The sequence below is a fragment of the Streptomyces sp. NPDC037389 genome, from assembly GCF_040636475.1.
Lineage (GTDB): Bacteria > Actinomycetota > Actinomycetes > Streptomycetales > Streptomycetaceae > Streptomyces > Streptomyces hesseae.
Genome location: NZ_JBEZUS010000007.1, coordinates 255,016 through 271,858 on the forward strand (window position 1 = coordinate 255,016; position 16,843 = coordinate 271,858).

A 16,843-nucleotide genomic window follows, 5' to 3' on the forward strand; every position below is an offset into this window, starting at 1 on the left:
GTGCCTGCTATCCGCTGTGCCGGTTGCCCCGCACTCGGCTCTGGCGGCGAAGAGCTCTTCACGCCCCTACCAGGGCCCGTCCGCCCCACCCCGCCCCCTCACGTCACTGCCCGGGGGTGCCCCCGGCGGTCAGCCCCCACCCGGGCGATCCGTTTCCGGGTGATCAGTTTCCGGGTGATCAGGCTGGGGGCACCTCCCAGCGGTAGCTGGGGGAGGGTCGGCCGGAAACGCTCAGGAGTGCCCGAGATCGTCCTCGGACGCGGCATCCGCCGTCTCGTCCTCCCGGAGCGGAAGGACATCCACCCGCGTCTCGTCGATCACCGGCGGAGCCGGCCGCGGCGGCCGCGGCATGACCGCGGCCTCCGAGTGCCCGCCGCACCCGTACGAGAGGGACACGACGTGGCCGTCCGCCGGTGCGAACTCGTTCGCGCAGACACCGAACGCCTGGCCGAGCGAGCCGCCGATGGGAACGAGGAAGCCGCAGCTGACGCAGGACGCGGGGGCCGCCTGGGCCATGGGGGTCTTGGAGCCGTGGGACTCGTCCCAGCGGTCGGCGGCGGTGTGCAGCCCGTAGCGGGAGAGGACCCGGGCGCGGCGCATGCCGAGTTCCTCGGCGAGGGCCGCGATGGAGCCGCGCCGGGGCGCGGTGGACAGGCTGCTCGGGGGGCCGGCCGTGACGTCCGCGTCCTCGGCCTCGACGAGCTCGGCCATCTCCTTGGAGACGGCGGAGTTCGGCGGCGGCTCCTCCTCGCCGGAGAGGCCCGGCTCCAGGCGGAGGTCCTCGGCGTCGGTGGGGAGCAGGTCGCCGGGGCCCATGTCGCCGGGGCGCAGCCGCTCGCTCCAGGGCACCCACTCGGGGGCGAGGAGGGCGTCGGAGCCGGGGAGGAGGACGGTCTCGTCAAGGGTGACGTTCTTGGCGCGGGAGGCGCGGGCGACGGTGACGGCCCAGCGCCAGCCCCGGTAGCCGGGGTCCTCGCAGAGGAAGTAGTGCGTGACGACGCGGTCCCCGTCGGCGACGACCTCGACGTGGTCGCCGACCTTGCCCGGCCGGGCCGCTTCCTCGGCGGCCGCCCGGGCGACGTCGACCGCCTCGGCGCACAGGCGGTCCGGGGTACGGCTTCGCATCGCAGCACTCACAAGAATCGATTCTCTCTTCCACGCCGTCTCACGAGTGCGCCAGCCGAACGATCGGGCCTGCGGACGGAGCGGACCGCTGGGCCGCGTCGACGTCCGCGCCCGACGGCCTCGGGCGCACCTGTCATCACCCATTCTGCGGGATGGGGACTCGGGGTGCGGCCAAGAGCTACGGCCGGTGGCGCGCTACGCACGCTACCCCGCGCGGCCGCCCGGGGGATACCCGGGCTTCGGCGAGCCCGGCGCGTCGTCGTGAGCGAACCCGGCGCGTCGTCATGGGCGCGCCCCGTGGATAGGGCGAAAGTGCCATGCGCGGTGTCAGTTGGGGCAGTATGGCGTGATGGGAGCCATCCGGTCAGCCGAAGGCGGTCCGCTCCGCCGTACGGCCCGGGGCGCCGGCCGGGTGCTGCGCGCCCCTTTCCGGGGTGCGGCGCGGGGCGTGCGCCGGGCGACGCACGCGCACGGCGCGGGCGAGTCGGGCCTGGGCAAGCTGATCGAGCTCCACGCGGTGAATTCGGCCGGTGATGTGCTGATCACCGTGGCGCTGGCGTCCACCGTCTTCTTCTCGGTGCCCACGGACCAGGCGCGGGGGCGGGTGGCGCTGTACCTGGCGGTGACGATGGCGCCGTTCGTCTTCCTCGCGCCGGTGATCGGTCCGCTGCTGGACCGGGTGCCGCACGGCCGGCGGGCGGCGATGGCCTCCGCGATGCTGGCGCGGGCGCTGCTGGCGCTGATGATGTCGGGCGCGGTGGCGACCGGCGGGCTGGAGCTGTATCCGGCGGCGCTGGGCGTGCTGGTGGCGTCCAAGGCGTACGGGGTGGTGCGCTCGGCCGTGGTGCCGAGGCTGCTGCCACCGCGGATCGCGCTGGTGAAGGCGAATTCCCGGGTGACGCTGGGCGGCCTGCTGGCCACGGGCCTGGCGGCCCCGCTGGGCGCGGCGCTGCATCAGCTGGGGCCTCAGTGGCCGCTGTACGGGGCGTTCGTGGTGTTCGCGTTCGGGACGTACCTGTCGTTCTCGCTGCCGCCCAAGGTGGACTCGGCCAAGGGCGAGGCACGGGCCCGGTTGACGGCTCCGGAGTCCCGGCGACGGGGTCCGCTCATGCGGAATCCGGTCATGCGGCGGGGAAAGGCCAGGGCCCCCGGGCTGCGCACGGTGGGGGCGTCGGTGGTGCACGGGCTCCAGGCCAATGGGGCATTGCGGATGCTGTCGGGTTTTCTGACGTTTTTCCTGGCGTTCCTCCTGCGGGTGCATCCGCTGGGCGGGCTGAGCCCGGCGTTCTCGCTGGGCGTCGTGGCGGTGGCGGCGGGCGCGGGGAACGCGCTGGGGACGGCCATCGCGGCGCTGCTGCGCTCGCGCGGGCCGGAGAAGATGATCGCCCTGGTGCTGTCGGTGACGCTGGGGACGACGATCGTGGCGGCGGTGCTGTTCGGGGCCTTCATGGTGGTCGTGGTCGCGGCGGTCGCGGGGATCTCGCAGGCGCTGGGGAAGCAGTCGCTGGATTCCCTCATTCAGCGGGATGTCCCGGAGGAGGTGCGGACGTCCGCGTTCGCCCGATCGGAGACACTGCTGCAGATGTGCTGGGTGGTGGGCGGGGCCATCGGCATCCTGCTGCCGCTCAATGGTGTGGTGGGGATGTCGGTGGCGGCGGCGTTCCTGGCGCTGGGCGTGGCCACTGCCGTACGGGGGCTGCTGGCGGCCGCCCGGCGCGGCTCGCCGCACCCGCGCGTGGCCTGATGCGAGGGGCCCGATAGCCTGCCCGCATGACCGTTACTGATGACCTCGCGGTGTCGGGTCGCGCCTCCGGGGAGCTCGGCCGCGGCAAGCGCCGCCGCGCCGCTGCCGCCGTCGGGGCCGTGGCCCTCGGGCTCGTCGCCCTCACCGCCTGCGACAAGCCCACGCCGCTGGCGACCGTGACCGTCGGTTCGACCACGGTGACCTCCGAAGCCGCCTGCTACGACGACGGCGACGCCCTCGGCAACGAGAAGGTCGCCTCCTGCCTCAAGGAGAGCGCCGGGGAGACCGTCAAGGCGTCCATGGAGGACAAGCTCCGCTTCGGCGTCGACCCGAAGATCGCCGACGAGGGCTGGACCATCTTCATCAACGGCCAGCCCGCCGAGCAGGAGCCGAACAAGAAGACGTACCGGACGATCCCGGCCAGCGCCTTCTTCGCCGGCGGCCAGGGCGGTGCGGGCGGCGCGGCCGCCAAGACGCAGGTCAGCATCGTCGAGGTGAGCACGGGCAAGGCCCTGGGCGTCTGGAACTTCACCATCGAGCGCGAGTCCTGACCCCGCGACCGATGCGTGTCCTCGTCGTCACCGCCGTCCCGGCGGAACGTGACGCCGTGACCGCCGCCGCGCCGGAGCGGCGGGAGTTCCCGCTGCCCGGCGGCGCCGTGCTGCACCGGGTGGTGCCGGACGGCGGCGCGGTGGTGTGCGACGTACTGGCCGCCGGTGTCGGCCCGGCCGCGGCCGCGGCCGGGGCGGCGACGGCGCTGACCGCCGCCGCGCTCGCGGGCGACCCCTACGGACTGGTGGTCTCGGCGGGCATCGCGGGCGGCTTCGCGCCCGTCGCACCCGTCGGCGCTCTGGTGGTGTCCGACGCGGTGGTCGCCGCCGACCTGGGCGCCCAGTCCGGCGACGGCGGATTCCTGTCGGTCACCGAGCTGGGCTTCGGCTCGCACTCCCACCGGGCCGCCGAGGAGCTCGTACGGGCCGTGGCCGGGGCGACCGGCGCGGTGCGCGGCGAGGTGCTGACCGTCTCCACCGCCACCGGCACCGCCGAGCGGGCCGGGGAACTGGCCGGCCGTCACCCGGGCGCGGTGGCCGAGGGCATGGAGGGCTTCGGCGTCGCCGAGGCCGCGGCGGCCCACGGGGTGCCCGTGCTGGAGCTGCGGGCGGTGTCCAACGAGGTCGGGCCGCGCGACAAGGGCGCCTGGCGCATCGGGGAGGCGCTGCGCGCGCTCACCGGCGCCTTCGTGACACTTTTTCCGGTACTGGGTTCGGTATCGGGTTCGTCGCCTGACGCGTTGCCTGATTCGTTGCCTGTTCAGGGGGGCTGACATGAGCGCGCCGCTCAAGATCGCTTATTCGCCGTGTCCCAACGACACCTTCGTCTTCGACGCCTGGGCACACGGCCGGATCCCCGGCGCGCCCGCCCTGGACGTCACCTTCGCGGACATCGACGTCACCAACGGCATGGCCGAGCGCGGTGAATTCGACGTGCTGAAGGTGTCCTACGCGGTGCTGCCGTGGGTGCTGGACGAGTACGCCCTGCTGCCCTGCGGCGGGGCGCTGGGGCGCGGTTGCGGCCCGCTGGTGCTGACCCGGGAGGCGGGGAGCGCGGCGGATCTGGCGGGGAAGACCGTCGCCGTACCGAGCGAGCGCTCGACGGCCTACCTGCTGTTCCGGCTGTGGGCGGCCGCCGAGGTCCCCGGCGGGGTCGGCGAGGTCGTGGTGCTGCCCTTCCACGAGATCATGCCGGCCGTGCGGGACGGCAAGGTGGACGCCGGTCTGGTCATCCACGAGGCCCGCTTCACCTACGCGAACTACGGGCTCCACAAGCTCGCCGACATGGGCGAGCACTGGGAGGACACCACGGGCCTGCCCATTCCGCTGGGCGCCATCATCGCCAAGCGCTCGCTGGGCGCCGAGCGGCTGCGGGAGCTGGGCGAGGCCGCGCGTACGTCCGTGCGGATGGCCTGGGACGATCCGGCGGCTTCGCGTCCGTATGTCCTGGCGCACGCCCAGGAGATGGACCAGGCGGTGGTGGACCAGCACATCGGGCTGTACGTGAACGAGTTCACCGCGGGTCTGGGCGAGGACGGCTACGCCGCCGTGCGCGGGCTGCTGACGCGCGCCGCGGCCGAGGGGCTCGTACCTCCCCTCGGCCCGGACGCGCTCGACTTCGTGTGATCCGTCGCGTCACCTGTCGTGTGATCCGTCGCGGCCGAACACAGCGGTACGCGGCGGCAGACGAAGGAAAAACGGCTGGATTGTCATGGGTGACCCCGCTGGGCCGCCCATGACCGCGTCAGACGTCCAGCTGGTCGGCGACGGCCCGCAGCATGCCCGCGATCTTCGAGCCCTGCGCCTTCTCCGGGTAGCGGCCGCGCTCGAGCTGCTGGGTGACGTTCTCCAGGAGCGTGGTGAGGTCCTGGACGATGGAGGCCAGCTCATCGGGCTTGCGGCGCTGCGCGGCGGCGACCGACGGGGGGGCTTCGAGCAGGGTCACCGACAGCGCCTGGTCACCGCGCTGGCCCGCCACCACGCCGAACTCCACGCGCTGGCCGGGCTTGAGGGCGTCGACCCCGTCCGGGAGCACCGAGGAGTGCACGAAGACGTCTCCGCCGTCGTCGCGGGAGAGAAAGCCGAAGCCCTTCTCGCTGTTGAACCACTTGACCTTGCCGGTAGGCACGTCTGTCCTCGTCCTCGTGTCTCGTTGCGGATACCGGAAAGCGCAAACCGCAAAAGCTGAAAAATCGCTGTAATCAAGAGAAAAACAGCTCTGGATAGCACTACAGCGGGCCGCAAGACCCGCTCCCCCCAAGGCTAATGGTCCCGGGCCCGGTGACAAGACGTCCTCGGGTCGTACCTCTGCGCGTCCGATCTGTTCGTCGTCATCCGGCCGCCATACCGCCGCCCTGGGATCTACCCTGGTCAGGTGAGTAGCGAAACGCCCCGAGCCGGGGATCTGCTGGTACGGACCGGTGCCGTCGTCTTTCTCGTCGGCGCGGTGGCCACTCTGGCCACGGTCGCCCCGCTGTTCCTCGGTGCCGATCCCCTGCCGCCCGCAGCGTACTTCGTCTGCATGCTGATGGGAGTGGGATTCCTGATCTCCGGCGCTGGAGTGCTGCGCTCCATCGCCGAGCAGCGCCGCGAGGCGCGCGGGGCGATGGAGTCCGCGAGCTAGCGAGCCGGTCCGCCTGGCTCGGCCCGTCGGGCCGTCAGTCCACCGGGCGGGCGCGGTGGCCGCGCAGCCAGGCCGGGAAGTCGGTCAGGCCGCCGGGCAGGACCACGTCCGCCCCGGCCTCGCGCAGCTCGGCCACGCCGTACGGCCCGGTGGGCACCGCCACGGCGAGCGCGCCGGCCTTCCGCGCACCGCGTACGTCCCCGATGTGGTCGCCCACGTAGACGGAGGCGTCGTGGGCGCGCAGGGCGAGGGCCTTGTCCTCGGCCCACAGGTCGCCGATGAGCTCATCGGCGTCGATGCCCAGGTGGTCCAGATGGAGCCGGGCGTTCCGGGGGTTCTTGGCGGTGACGACGATGGACCGACCGCCCAGCTCCCGGATGGCGGCCAGGGAGTCCAGCGCGCCCGGCATCGCGGGCGAGGGGGCGATGCCGTGCTGGGGGTAGCCGGCCAGGTAGAGGGCGTTGGCCTCGGCGATCCGCTCCTCCGGGAACCAGTTGCGCAGTTCCTCGACGAGCGGCGGGCCCAGTCTGCTGATGACCAGGTCGAGGTCGATGTGGGTGTCCGTGGCGGCCGCGAGCGCCGCGTAGGCGGCCCTGATGCCGGGCCGCGAGTCGACCAGGGTCAGATCGAGGTCGAAGCCGACCGTGAAGGCGTACCGGTGGTCCGTGCGCGGGGGCGTGCTCGGATACGGGGTCATGCCCCACATTGTGCCAAGCACCCCACCCGTACACTTAGCCTCGCCTAACCACAACCGTTCGCGGCATTGGCGTCGCCATGACCTCAATGCCGGGTTGTCGACCTGCCGACCCTTTTGAGGCCGGCCTTTTTGGAAGCGATGTCAGCCGCCGTCCCGATCAGCAGCCCCGGACCGTCCTCGGTCCGCCGCCGCGTCGGCTGGATGGCGGCAGCGTTCGCCGCCCTGCTCGTCGCGGCCCTGCTCAGCCTCGCCGTCGGCAGCCGCCCGGTGGCCCCCTCCCACGTCCTCGACGCGCTGCTCCACGGCGGCACGGACCCCGACTCCGTGACCGTGCGCAGCTTCCGCGTGCCGCGCACCCTGATCGGGGTGATGGTCGGCGCGGCCCTCGCCCTGGCCGGCACCGCGCTCCAGGGCATCACCCGCAACCCCATCGCCGACCCGGGCGTCCTCGGCATCAGCCAGGGCGCCTCGCTGGGCGTGGTCGTCGCCATGACGGCGGCGGGACTGCACCGGCTGAGCGACTACGTCTGGTTCGGCTTCGTGGGCGCCGCCGCGGCCTCCGTGGGCGTCTACGCCGTCGCCACGCGCGGGCGGGGCGGGGCCTCGCCGGTGAAGCTGGCGCTGGCCGGGGCCGCGATCAACGCGCTGCTGGTCTCCGTCATCTCCGGCGTCCTGACCACGCGGGCGTCGGCGCTGGACGAGTTCCGCTTCTGGCAGGTCGGCTCGATCGCCGGGCGCGACGCGGCCATCGCCGGGCAGCTCTGGCCGTTCCTGCTGGTCGGCACGGCGGCCGTGCTGGCGTCCGCCCGGGGCCTGGACGCGCTGGCGCTGGGCGAGGACATGGCGAAGGGCCTGGGCCGCAACGTGGGACTCGTCCGGATCACCGCCGGGCTCGGCGCCACCGTGCTCACCGGCGCCGGGGTCGCGGCCGCCGGCCCGATCGCCTTCCTGGGCCTGGCCGTCCCGCACATCGCCCGCGCGCTCGTGGGCACCGGCCACCGCTGGGTGCTGCCCATGGCCGCGCTCCTCGGCCCCGTGATCCTGCTGACCGCCGACGTCCTCGGCCGGGTGATCTACACCGAGGGCGAGGTGCCGTCCGGGGTGATGACCGCGCTGCTCGGCCTGCCCTTCCTGGTCACGCTGGTCCGCCGCAAGGCGGTGGCGGCGTGAGCACGACACCTGCCGCGATACCTGCCGCGACGCCTGCTGTGCGGCCTCACGGGTACGTGCTGATCCGGGCCGGGCGCGGCTCGTTCCTCGTCCACCGGCGCGCCACGGCCGTCGCCCTGGGGCTGACCGTGCTGCTGGCCGGCGCGTGCCTGGCGTACCTGTGCCTGGGCATGCCGGACACCTCGCCGGGCGAGGTCCTGAAGGTGCTCCTCGGGCAGCCGTCGCCGGCCGAGTTCGCCGTGGGCACCGCCCGGCTGCCCCGGATGACCGTGGGCCTGCTCGCCGGGGCGGCCTTCGGCGTGGCCGGGGCGCTCATCCAGACCGTCGCCCGCAACCCGCTGGCCAGCCCCGACGTCATCGGGGTCAGCCAGGGCGCGGGGGCGCTGACGGTCGGGGCGATGACCTTCGGGATCACCTCGTACTCCGCCCTGCCGTACCTGTCGGTGGTGGGCGGGCTGCTCGCGGCGGGCCTCGTCTACGCCTTCGCGTGGCGGGGCGGGCTCCAGGCCGCGCGCTTCGTGCTCATCGGCATCGGCTTCGCCGTCGCCCTGCGCTCGGTCACCCACCTGTTCCTGACCAAGGGCGACTACCTCGTCGCCCAGCAGGCCAAGGTGTGGCTGACGGGCTCCCTGGGCGCCCGCGGCTGGGACGAGGCGGCCCCGCTCGCCTGGACCCTGCTGGCGGCCCTGCCCGCGGTGTGCTGGGCGGCGCGGGCGCAGCGCACGGTGTCGCTGGACGACGCCACCGCGACCGCGCTGGGCGTCCGGCTGAACCGGACCCGGCTGGGGCTGGTGGGCCTCGGCGTCGTCCTCGCCTCCGTCGCCACGGGCGCGGCCGGCCCGGTGGACTTCGTGGCGCTCCTCGCCCCGCAGATCGCCCGCCGCACGACCCGCACCGCGCAGATCCCGCTGCTGGGCTCGGCGCTGCTGGGCGCGTTCATCGTGGTGACGGCGGACCTGCTGGGGCGCAAGCTCCTGGAGCCCACCCAGCTGCCGGTGGGCGTCCTCACGGCGGCCGTGGGGGCGCCGTACCTGATCTGGCTGATCGCCCGCGGGCGTACGGGAGGGAAAGCGTGACCGTCGAAGCTTCTGCCCCTGTCACGAGTCGCCTCGGCGCCCGGGACCTGACGCTCTCCTACGAGGAGCGCACGGTCGTCGAGGGCCTGGACCTGGACGTCCCGGACGGCGAGGTCACGGTGATCGTCGGCCCCAACGCGTGCGGCAAGTCGACGCTGCTGCGTGCGCTGGGGCGGCTGCTGAAGCCCGCGCGGGGGGCGGTGCTGCTCGACGGCGAGGAACTCGCCCGCGTCCCCACCCGGCGGGTCGCCCAGTCGCTGGGGCTGCTGCCCCAGACCCCCGTGGCGCCCGAGGCCATCACCGTCGCCGACCTCGTCGCCCGGGGCCGGCAGCCGCACCAGCGGTGGTGGCAGCAGTGGTCCGAGGACGACGAACGGGCCGTCACCGACGCCATGACCCGCACGGACGTCGCCGCTCTCGCGGACCGTCAGGTGGACGAACTCTCCGGCGGGCAGCGCCAGCGGGTGTGGATCGCGATGGCACTCGCCCAGGAGACGGACCTGCTGCTGCTCGACGAGCCGACGACGTACCTGGACATCTCCCACCAGGTGGAGGTCCTGGACCTCGTCCGGCGCCTCAACCACGAGCGGGGGCGGACGGTGGTGGCCGTGCTCCACGACCTGAACCAGGCGGCGCGGTACGCGGACCATCTGGTCGCGATGAAGGACGGCCAGATCATGGCGCAGGGGCGGCCTTCGGAAATCGTGACGGCGGAATTGGTGCGGGAGGCCTTCGGCCTGGAATCGGTCATCGTCCCGGATCCGGTGACGGGTGGGCCGCTGATCGTGCCGGGGAGGCCGTGGCAGGGGTGACCGGGTGCTCCTCCCTCAGGCGTCACCCCGGCCGCCGCGCCCGCCACAGCACGAACGCCGCTGACGCCACCGCCGCCACCTTCACCACCACCGGCCACGTCTCCGCCAGGGCGGACGCCATCGCCCCCTGCGGTATCGGGTCGCCCCAGCGGCCCTCCGTGCGGCCCCAGAGCCAGATCACCGCGCCGGCCACCGCCAGGCCGGGGACGCCCATGACGGCCCACTTCGACTCCGTCCGGGTGAGGCGGCGCGTCGCGTAGGCCAGGACCCAGCCCGCCGCGAGCACCAGCCAGTTGCCGAGGATCGCCCCGGCGACCAGCAGTACGGCCACGAGCAGGAGGAGCGGGCTCATGGGGACGCCCTCCTTGGAGCGCCAGAAGCTGAAGCGGCGGTCGTCGTCCGGGGAGTCCGGCCCGTCGTCGGCCTGCTCCGCCGCCGAGGAGGCCGGCGCGTTCTCGACGGTCTCCGGCCGCTTCACCGGCGGCGGCTTCAGCATGTCCGGGATCTCGATCCCCCCGGTGAACCCGTGCACGGCATCCCCGCCACCGCCCGCATCCGCCTTCGTGAACGGCCCCGGCTCCACCCGCCACCACTCGGCCCCGGCAGCGGCCCCGCCGGCGCCCCGGGGCCCGAGCTCCTCCTCCGTCGCCAGGTGCGGCGGCGCCGCCGGCCCGCCGAGCCGACGCGCGCGCGGCACGGAGGGCACCGCCTCCTCCGCGTCGGCCCGCCGCTGCGCCGGCACCCGCCCCGCGTCGGACGTCGCGCCCGGCACTCCCGCCGCCCCGGCCGCCACCGCCTCCGACGGCGTACCCAGCCCGTCGAGGATGCGCTGCACGGCGGCGGGGGTGTCGGCGCCCTCGACCGCGCGGCGGCGTTCGATCTCGGCGCGCAGCCGGGAGACCAGCCGCATCCGGTCGCCGGAGGTGAGCGACTGTCTCTGGGCGAGGTCCCCGACCCTGCTCAGATAGTCGTAAACCAGCTGATCGCTCTCGATCCCCACCGAAGCCCCCAAGGCCGCACGAGCCGTCGAACCCCACCGAAGGTACCGGTTCCGCACCCACCGGCACCCCGTCACGGACGAAGCCGGACGAAGCCCTGACGAAGCCGGTGAACCCGGGGCCGCGGCACGACGACCCGGTACCGTAAACAGAATGACCACTTCGCGGGAGAACGGCAGCACCGGCGGCGGTACGGCGGCGGCGCCGCGCACACTCGCCGAGGAGCTGCGGGCGCGGCCCGACGACGCCCTCGCCGATCTCCTGCGCGCCCGGCCTGACCTGCTCAGTCCCGTGCCCGGCGACCTCACCCAGCTCGCCACCCGGGCCGCCACCCGGGCCTCCGTCGTCCGGGCGCTGGACCGGCTCGACCGGTTCGCGCTCCAGGTCGCCGAGGCGCTGGCCGTGGCCCCGGACCCCTGCCCGTACGGGACGCTCGCCGCACTCATGAACGGCGACCGACCGGATGACCCCCGGGTCACAGCCGGGCTCCCCCGCGCCGTCACCACACTGCGCGAGGCGGCCCTGGTCTGGGGCGGCGAGGACCGGCTGCGGCTCGTCCGGACCGTCCGGGAGCTCCTCGCGCCGTCCGCCACCCATCCCTCCCCCACCGGGCTGGGCCCCGCCGTCATCGAGGTGACGGCCGGGATGTCACCCGGACGGCTCCAGCAGATCATCGCGACGGCCGGGCTGCCCGCGACCCACGATCCGGTGACCGCCGTGGCCGCGCTGACCGACCTGTTCGAGGACCGCGGGCGCATGGCGGAGCTGCTCGCCGAGGCGCCCGCCGAGTCCCTGACCGTGCTCGGCAGGCTCCAGTGGGGCCCGCCCTACGGCACGGTCACCGCCACGCCCGCCCCGCATCTGCGCTGGCTCCTCGACCGGGGCCTGCTGCTGACCGTCACCCCCGGCAGCGTCGTCCTGCCCCGCGAGGTGGCCCTGCACCTGCGCGCCGGGCGCGCGCACCGCACGCCCGAGCCGGTAGCTCCCTCGCTCACGCCCGTCACCGAACACTCCGACCGGGTCGTCGACGCGGCCGCCGCCGGCCAGGCGTTCACCGCGCTCACGACCGTCGAGGAGCTCCTCGCCGACTGGGAGACCGCCGGCCCGCTCGTGCTGCGCGCGGGCGGCCTGAGCGTACGGGACCTCAAGCGCGCCGCGACCCGCCTGGACACCACCGAGACGGCCGCCGCGTTCTGGGCCGAGCTGGCCCACGCGGCGGGCCTGCTCGCCTCCGACGGCGACGTCGACGAGCGCTACGCCCCGACGCCCGCCTACGACGACTGGCTGCCGCTGCCCGCCGAGCGGCGCTGGCAGCACCTGGTGACGGCGTGGCTGGCCATGACCCGCACGGCCGGCCTCACGGGCGAGAAGGACGCCAAGGGCCGGATGCTCTCCGCCCTCGGCCCGGACCTCGACCGCTCCCCCGCCCCCGAGGTCCGCCGCCGGGTGCTGGCCCTCCTCGCCGGGCTGCCCGCCGGGGCGTCCGTGACCGAGGAGACGCTGCTGACCCGGCTGCGCTGGGAACGGCCGCCCCGCGCGGCGGCCCCGGACGCGCCCGAGGACACCCGCTCGCGGCTGGCCCGCTGGGCGCTCGCCGAGGCGGAGCTGCTGGGCGTGACGAACCGGGGCGCGCTCTCCGCGCCCGGCCGGGCCCTGCTCGACGCCCCCGACAAGGCCCCCGGCCTGCTCGCCCCCCTGCTGCCCGAGCCCCTGGACCACGTCCTCCTCCAGGCGGACCTGACCGCCGTCGCCCCCGGCCCGCTGCGGCGCCCGCTCGCACAAGCCCTGTCGGTGCTCGCGGACATCGAGTCCAAGGGCGGCGCGACCGTCTACCGCTTCACCCCCGAGTCCGTGCGCCGCGCCCTGGACGCGGGCCGCACGGCGGCCGATCTCCACGCGTTCCTCACCGCGCACTCGCGGACGCCCGTGCCGCAGCCGCTCGCCTATCTGGTGGACGACATGGCCCGGCGGCACGGCCGGCTGCGGGTCGGCGCGGCGTCGTCGTACCTGCGCTGCGACGACGAGGCCGTACTCGGCGAGCTCCTCGCCGACCGCCGCTCGGCGCCGCTGCGGCTGCGCCGGCTCGCCGGGACGGTCCTGGCGGCGCAGGTCGAGCCCGACGCGCTGCTGGAGGGGCTGCGGGCGATGGGGTACGCGCCGGCGGCCGAGTCCGCCGAGGGCGACGTGGTGATCAGCCGCGCCGACGCCCACCGCACCCCACCGCGCACCGCCCCGGCGCCCGTCCCCGACGGGCCGCCCGTCCCCGATGCCACGCTGCTGGGCGCGGCCGTCCGCGCCGTACGGGCGGGTGACCTGGCCGCCACGGCCGAACGCAAGCCCGCCGCCGCCCCGGCCCCCGCCGACGGCGGGCTGCCCCGCACCACGCCCGCCGACACCCTCGCCACGGTCCAGGCCGCCGTCCTCACCGGCGCCGCCGTCTGGATCGGCTACGTCAACGCGGAGGGCGCGGCCAGCCAGCGCGTCATCGCCCCCATCCGCGTGGAGGGCGGCTTCGTCACGGCGTACGACCACACGGCGGACGAGGTACGGACGTATCCGCTGCACCGCATCACGGGAGTGGCGGAACTGGCGGACGGCGTGGTGTAGGAATTCAGCCCCTCCGGCGATTGAGGAGCGGGGTCCGGGGCGGAGCCCCGGGAAACGGTGAAGGGGCGGGACCGGGGCCCCTCACACCGAACAGGTACGTGGCCACGAACCCGGTCCCATAACCGACCAGCAGCCCCACCCCGTAGACGGCGGCCGCACGCCGAAGCCCGTGATTCCCCGCGAGCAGCGGAAAGAGCGCCCACCCCGACGGCCCGATGGCCGTCGCCCCCACCGTCTCCCCCGTCTGGTGGAGCAGTCCCACGAACGCGCCCCCGAACGCGCCCCCCACGCACGCCGTGGCGAACGGCCTCCCCAGCGGCAGCGAAACCCCGTAGATCAGCGGCTCCCCGATGCCCAGAAGCCCTGCCGGAAGGGCGGACCGGATCACCTTCCGGACCGACGCGTCGCCCGCCGACCGGACGTGGACCGCGAGCGCGGCGCCCACCTGCCCCGCGCCCGCCATGGCCAGGATCGGCAGCAGGACCGTGGAGCCCCGCTCGGCGATGAGCGTGGTGTGGATGGGGATCAGTGCCTGGTGGAGGCCCAGCATGACCAGCGGCAGGAACAGCCCGCCCAGCGCGAAGCCCGCCACCGCGCCCCCGTTGGCCAGCAGCCACTCCGCGCAACGGCCGATCGCCGACGACACCTCGCCGGCCACGAACATCAGCCCGTACAGCGTCACCAGCCCCGGCAGCAGCACCGTCAGGAAGGGCGTCACCAGTACGTCCAGGGCCTCCGGCACAACCCGCCGGCACGCCTTCTCCACGACCGTCCCCAGCAGCGCCGCGCCCAGCGCCCCCAGCACCCCGCCCTGCCCGGGCGCCAGTTGCCGGCCGAACACGGCGACGTGCGTGACGCCCGGGTAGACGATGACGGCCGCGACCGCCCCGCCCAGCACGGGCGTGCCGCCGAACTCCTTCGCCGCCTGGTACCCGACGAAGACGGCGATCAGCGACATGAAGCCGGACGCGATCGCGGACAGCGCCGGGACGAGCGCGGGCAGCCAGTGGAGATTGGCCAGCAGCCCGCCGAGACCGGCGATGACGCCGCAGCCGACGAGGGCGGGGATCAGCGGTACGAAGATCTGGGCGAGGCGGCGGAGGAAGAGCTTGCCGGGGGTGGCGTTACGGGCCCGGCGCTCGGCCCGCAGCGCGGCACCGCGCTCGGCGAGGACCTCAGCCGCCGTTCCGCCTGCCGTGACGAGCCGCTCCAGCTCCGGCGCCACCCGCGCGACCGTCCCCGGACCCAGCACGATCTGGAACGACTCCCCGTCCTCCACCACGCCCAGCACACCCGGCAGCGCCCGCAGTTCCGCGCCCCGGACCGGCTCGCGGTCCGCGACCTCCACCCGCAGCCGGGTCATGCAGTGGCCGACGGTACGGACGTTGCCGGCGCCGCCGAGGAGGGGGAGGAGGGCGGCGGCGATGTCCTGTGGGTTCATCAGGGCACGAAGGTACGGCCCATGACGGTGGATCAGCCGTGCGCCGCGCCCGCCGCGCGCAGGGCGGCGCGCAGATGGCCGTGCGACTCCGCCAGCAGCCGGGCGGCCGTGGGCCCGTCGACCTCGCCGAGAAGGATCAGGACGGCGTTCTTCACCTCGCCCCCGGCGCCGGTCAGCGCCGCCTCGATCTCGTCGTCCGCCGCGCCCGTCGCCAGCGAGACGATCCGCCGGGACCGGGCGCGCAGCTTCTCGTTGGAGGCGCGGACGTCGACCATGAGGTTTCCGTAGGTCTTGCCGAGCCGCATCATCGTGATCGTCGAGATCATGTTGAGGACGAGCTTCTGCGCCGTGCCCGCCTTCAGCCGGGTGGAGCCGGTGAGGAGTTCGGGCCCCACGACGACCTCGACGGCGTGCTCGGCGGCCGCGCCCAGCGCCGAACCGGCGTTGCAGGCCAGCCCCACCGTGAGCGCCCCGGCCGCGCGGGCGTGCCGGACGGCCCCCACGGCGTAGGGGGTGCGGCCCGAGGCGGAGACGCCGACGACCGTGTCGTCGGGCCCCGGCTTCAGCGCGTCCAGGTCGGCGGCGGCCCGCTCCGCGTCGTCCTCGGCCCCTTCGACGGCCGCCACCAGGGCCTCGGGGCCTCCCGCTATCAGGCCGACGACCTGGCCGGGGTCGGTGTTGAACGTCGGCGGGCACTCACTGGCGTCCAGCACCCCCAGCCGGCCGGCCGTGCCCGCGCCCGCGTAGATCAGCCGGCCGCCGCGCGCCATCCGTTCGGCGGTCGCGTCGATGGCCGCGGCGATCTCGGGGAGCCGGGCCGCGACGGCGGCGGCGACCGTGGCGTCCTCCGCGTTCATGATCTCGGCGATGTCCCGGGTGGGCAGCCGGTCGATGTCGGCGAGGTCGGGCCGGAACGCCTCCGTGGTGAGGGCGGCCAGCTGCGCCCGGAGCGCGGAAGAGGAGGAGGTCATGGGCGGATGGCTCGCTTTCGGGGATCTTCGAGGATCAACGCCGGTCACGCGGGGCGTGCCGATGGGCCAGCGCCTCGTACGAAGCGGACAGGGCGGGCGCCGCGTGCTCGTACGTACGCTGCGCGACCCCGATGAACAGGCAGTCCACCACGAGCAGCTGGCTCGTGCGACTCGACATGGCCGCCGGGCGGAGCTCGCTCTCCCGGGCGGAGGACGTGGTGAGGATGTGATCGGCGTACTGGGCGATCTCCCCGTCCGGCCGCCCGGTGATCGCGACCGTGGTCGCCCCGCGCTCGAAGGCGACGCGCAGCGGCTCGATGACGTCGGTGGTGCGCCCGGAGTGGGTGATGGCGATCGCCACGTCCCCGGAGCGCAGCTGGACGGCGTTGGTGACGGCCAGGTGGGGGTCGGCGGGCGCGTGGGCGATCAGGCCGATGCGCAGCAGCTTCTGGACGAGGTCCTGGCCGACGAGGTTGGAGGCGCCGATCCCGTAGACGTCGACGCGCCGGGCGGCGGCGATGGCGCCGACGGCCGCCTCCAGCGCGGCCGCGTCGAGCCCGGCGGCGGTGTCCGCCAGGCACTGCGCCTCCTCCTGGGCGAGCTTGGCGACGACGCGGGCCAGCGGGTCGTCCACGGCGATGTCGGCGGTGACGGCGGGCGCCCGGCCCGCCGCCTGCTCGGCCGCGAGCGCGGCGAGCGCGAGCCGCAGATCGCGGTAGCCGGGGTAGCCGAGGACGCGGGCGGTGCGTACGACGGTGGCCTCGCTGGTGCCCGTGAGCTCCGCGAGCCCGGTGACGGTCAGCGCCGCGGAACCGGCCGGATCGCCGGCCACGGTCTCGGCGACGCGCTGCATCGAGCGGGTCATGGAGGGCGCGAGGGTGCGGACCTTGGCGGCCAGGGCGGCGGGCGGGGTCGGGGGCACGGGCCGGGGCCCGAGCGCCGGGGCTGAGCGGGAAGTCACGGAAGTTTCCTTCACCTTGCTGCTCACATCGTGAAAGGTATTTTCGGCCCGGTGTGCCGTCAACCCT

Annotated in this window: 16 protein-coding genes; 9 read left to right on the forward strand and 7 right to left on the reverse strand. The window is 74.6% G+C overall.

Features of this window, described 5'->3' with window-relative positions; translation table 11 throughout:
• Positions 1-231: 231 nt before the first annotated feature.
• On the reverse strand, positions 232-1,125 hold the full coding sequence (locus AB0E98_RS17845; protein ID WP_361703252.1) for a DUF3027 domain-containing protein: 894 nt from the start codon (positions 1,123-1,125) through the stop codon (positions 232-234).
• A gap of 349 nt (positions 1,126-1,474) precedes the next feature.
• Between AB0E98_RS17845 and AB0E98_RS17850 the strand changes: the two genes are divergently transcribed.
• From AB0E98_RS17850 to AB0E98_RS17865, 4 genes are read left to right on the forward strand one after another with little or no spacing between them, the layout of a single operon-like run.
• Positions 1,475-2,869 (forward strand): MFS transporter, encoded by a 1,395-nt coding sequence (locus tag AB0E98_RS17850; protein ID WP_361703253.1) that lies wholly within the window; start codon positions 1,475-1,477, stop codon positions 2,867-2,869.
• Between the two features lie 26 nt (positions 2,870-2,895).
• Positions 2,896-3,420 carry a DUF2771 domain-containing protein gene (locus AB0E98_RS17855; protein ID WP_361703256.1) on the forward strand — a complete coding sequence of 175 codons (525 nt, stop codon included), beginning with the start codon at positions 2,896-2,898 and terminating at the stop codon, positions 3,418-3,420.
• 11 nt (positions 3,421-3,431) lie between these two features.
• Complete coding sequence (locus AB0E98_RS17860) at positions 3,432-4,193, forward strand: futalosine hydrolase (RefSeq protein ID WP_361703258.1); 762 nt, start codon at positions 3,432-3,434, stop codon at positions 4,191-4,193.
• Position 4,194: 1 nt separating this feature from the next.
• Entirely contained in the window at positions 4,195-5,046 is an 852-nt protein-coding gene (locus AB0E98_RS17865) for a 1,4-dihydroxy-6-naphthoate synthase (protein ID WP_361703261.1), read from the forward strand.
• Between the two features lie 118 nt (positions 5,047-5,164).
• Here the strand turns inward: AB0E98_RS17865 and AB0E98_RS17870 are convergent, their stop codons facing one another.
• Complete coding sequence (locus AB0E98_RS17870) at positions 5,165-5,548, reverse strand: cold-shock protein (protein WP_311616336.1); 384 nt, start codon at positions 5,546-5,548, stop codon at positions 5,165-5,167.
• 246 nt (positions 5,549-5,794) lie between these two features.
• Between AB0E98_RS17870 and AB0E98_RS17875 the strand changes: the two genes are divergently transcribed.
• Positions 5,795-6,043 carry a hypothetical protein gene (locus tag AB0E98_RS17875; RefSeq protein ID WP_311616334.1) on the forward strand — a complete coding sequence of 83 codons (249 nt, stop codon included), beginning with the start codon at positions 5,795-5,797 and terminating at the stop codon, positions 6,041-6,043.
• 34 nt (positions 6,044-6,077) lie between these two features.
• Here the strand turns inward: AB0E98_RS17875 and AB0E98_RS17880 are convergent, their stop codons facing one another.
• Positions 6,078-6,749 carry a haloacid dehalogenase-like hydrolase gene (locus tag AB0E98_RS17880; RefSeq protein WP_361703264.1) on the reverse strand — a complete coding sequence of 224 codons (672 nt, stop codon included), beginning with the start codon at positions 6,747-6,749 and terminating at the stop codon, positions 6,078-6,080.
• 129 nt (positions 6,750-6,878) lie between these two features.
• On the opposite strand from AB0E98_RS17880, the gene AB0E98_RS17885 reads away from it, so the two are divergent.
• Genes AB0E98_RS17885 through AB0E98_RS17895 form a run of 3 tightly spaced genes read left to right on the forward strand, consistent with a single transcriptional unit; the run spans position 6,879 to position 9,798 of the window.
• A complete protein-coding gene (locus AB0E98_RS17885; protein WP_361703266.1) occupies positions 6,879-7,910 on the forward strand; it encodes an iron ABC transporter permease in 1,032 nt (343 codons plus the stop codon).
• On the forward strand, positions 7,907-8,986 hold the full coding sequence (locus AB0E98_RS17890; RefSeq protein WP_361703269.1) for an iron chelate uptake ABC transporter family permease subunit: 1,080 nt from the start codon (positions 7,907-7,909) through the stop codon (positions 8,984-8,986). The genes AB0E98_RS17885 and AB0E98_RS17890 overlap by 4 nt, the downstream gene beginning before the upstream one ends.
• A complete protein-coding gene (locus tag AB0E98_RS17895) occupies positions 8,983-9,798 on the forward strand; it encodes an ABC transporter ATP-binding protein (protein ID WP_361703271.1) in 816 nt (271 codons plus the stop codon). Before AB0E98_RS17890 ends, AB0E98_RS17895 begins: the two co-directional genes overlap by 4 nt.
• Positions 9,799-9,820: 22 nt before the next feature.
• On the opposite strand, the gene AB0E98_RS17900 is transcribed toward AB0E98_RS17895, so the two are convergent.
• Positions 9,821-10,798 (reverse strand): hypothetical protein, encoded by a 978-nt coding sequence (locus AB0E98_RS17900; protein ID WP_361703274.1) that lies wholly within the window; start codon positions 10,796-10,798, stop codon positions 9,821-9,823.
• 151 nt (positions 10,799-10,949) lie between these two features.
• Here AB0E98_RS17900 and AB0E98_RS17905 point away from each other — a divergent pair, with 151 nt between their 5' ends.
• Positions 10,950-13,403: a helicase C-terminal domain-containing protein gene (locus AB0E98_RS17905; protein WP_361703276.1), complete on the forward strand. Its 2,454-nt coding sequence runs from the start codon at positions 10,950-10,952 to the stop codon at positions 13,401-13,403.
• Positions 13,404-13,407: 4 nt separating this feature from the next.
• On the opposite strand, the gene AB0E98_RS17910 is transcribed toward AB0E98_RS17905, so the two are convergent.
• From AB0E98_RS17910 to AB0E98_RS17920, 3 genes are read right to left on the reverse strand one after another with little or no spacing between them, the layout of a single operon-like run.
• On the reverse strand, positions 13,408-14,844 hold the full coding sequence (locus AB0E98_RS17910; protein ID WP_361703277.1) for a PTS transporter subunit EIIC: 1,437 nt from the start codon (positions 14,842-14,844) through the stop codon (positions 13,408-13,410).
• Between the two features lie 32 nt (positions 14,845-14,876).
• Entirely contained in the window at positions 14,877-15,815 is a 939-nt protein-coding gene (murQ, locus tag AB0E98_RS17915) for an N-acetylmuramic acid 6-phosphate etherase (RefSeq protein ID WP_361703279.1), read from the reverse strand.
• 34 nt (positions 15,816-15,849) lie between these two features.
• Complete coding sequence (locus tag AB0E98_RS17920; protein WP_361703281.1) at positions 15,850-16,776, reverse strand: MurR/RpiR family transcriptional regulator; 927 nt, start codon at positions 16,774-16,776, stop codon at positions 15,850-15,852.
• Positions 16,777-16,843 lie beyond the last annotated feature (67 nt).

What these genes read in the sequence shown, in the direction of transcription:
- AB0E98_RS17845 (WP_361703252.1), bottom strand. Translation starts at nt 1,125, where the DNA reads ATGCGAAGCCGTACCCCGGACCGCCTGTGCGCCGAGGCGGTCGACGTC.
- AB0E98_RS17850 (WP_361703253.1), top strand. Translation starts at nt 1,475, where the DNA reads ATGGGAGCCATCCGGTCAGCCGAAGGCGGTCCGCTCCGCCGTACGGCC.
- AB0E98_RS17855 (WP_361703256.1), top strand. Translation starts at nt 2,896, where the DNA reads ATGACCGTTACTGATGACCTCGCGGTGTCGGGTCGCGCCTCCGGGGAG.
- AB0E98_RS17860 (WP_361703258.1), top strand. Translation starts at nt 3,432, where the DNA reads ATGCGTGTCCTCGTCGTCACCGCCGTCCCGGCGGAACGTGACGCCGTG.
- AB0E98_RS17865 (WP_361703261.1), top strand. Translation starts at nt 4,195, where the DNA reads ATGAGCGCGCCGCTCAAGATCGCTTATTCGCCGTGTCCCAACGACACC.
- AB0E98_RS17880 (WP_361703264.1), bottom strand. Translation starts at nt 6,749, where the DNA reads ATGTGGGGCATGACCCCGTATCCGAGCACGCCCCCGCGCACGGACCAC.
- AB0E98_RS17885 (WP_361703266.1), top strand. Translation starts at nt 6,879, where the DNA reads ATGTCAGCCGCCGTCCCGATCAGCAGCCCCGGACCGTCCTCGGTCCGC.
- AB0E98_RS17905 (WP_361703276.1), top strand. Translation starts at nt 10,950, where the DNA reads ATGACCACTTCGCGGGAGAACGGCAGCACCGGCGGCGGTACGGCGGCG.
- AB0E98_RS17910 (WP_361703277.1), bottom strand. Translation starts at nt 14,844, where the DNA reads ATGAACCCACAGGACATCGCCGCCGCCCTCCTCCCCCTCCTCGGCGGC.
- murQ (WP_361703279.1), bottom strand. Translation starts at nt 15,815, where the DNA reads ATGACCTCCTCCTCTTCCGCGCTCCGGGCGCAGCTGGCCGCCCTCACC.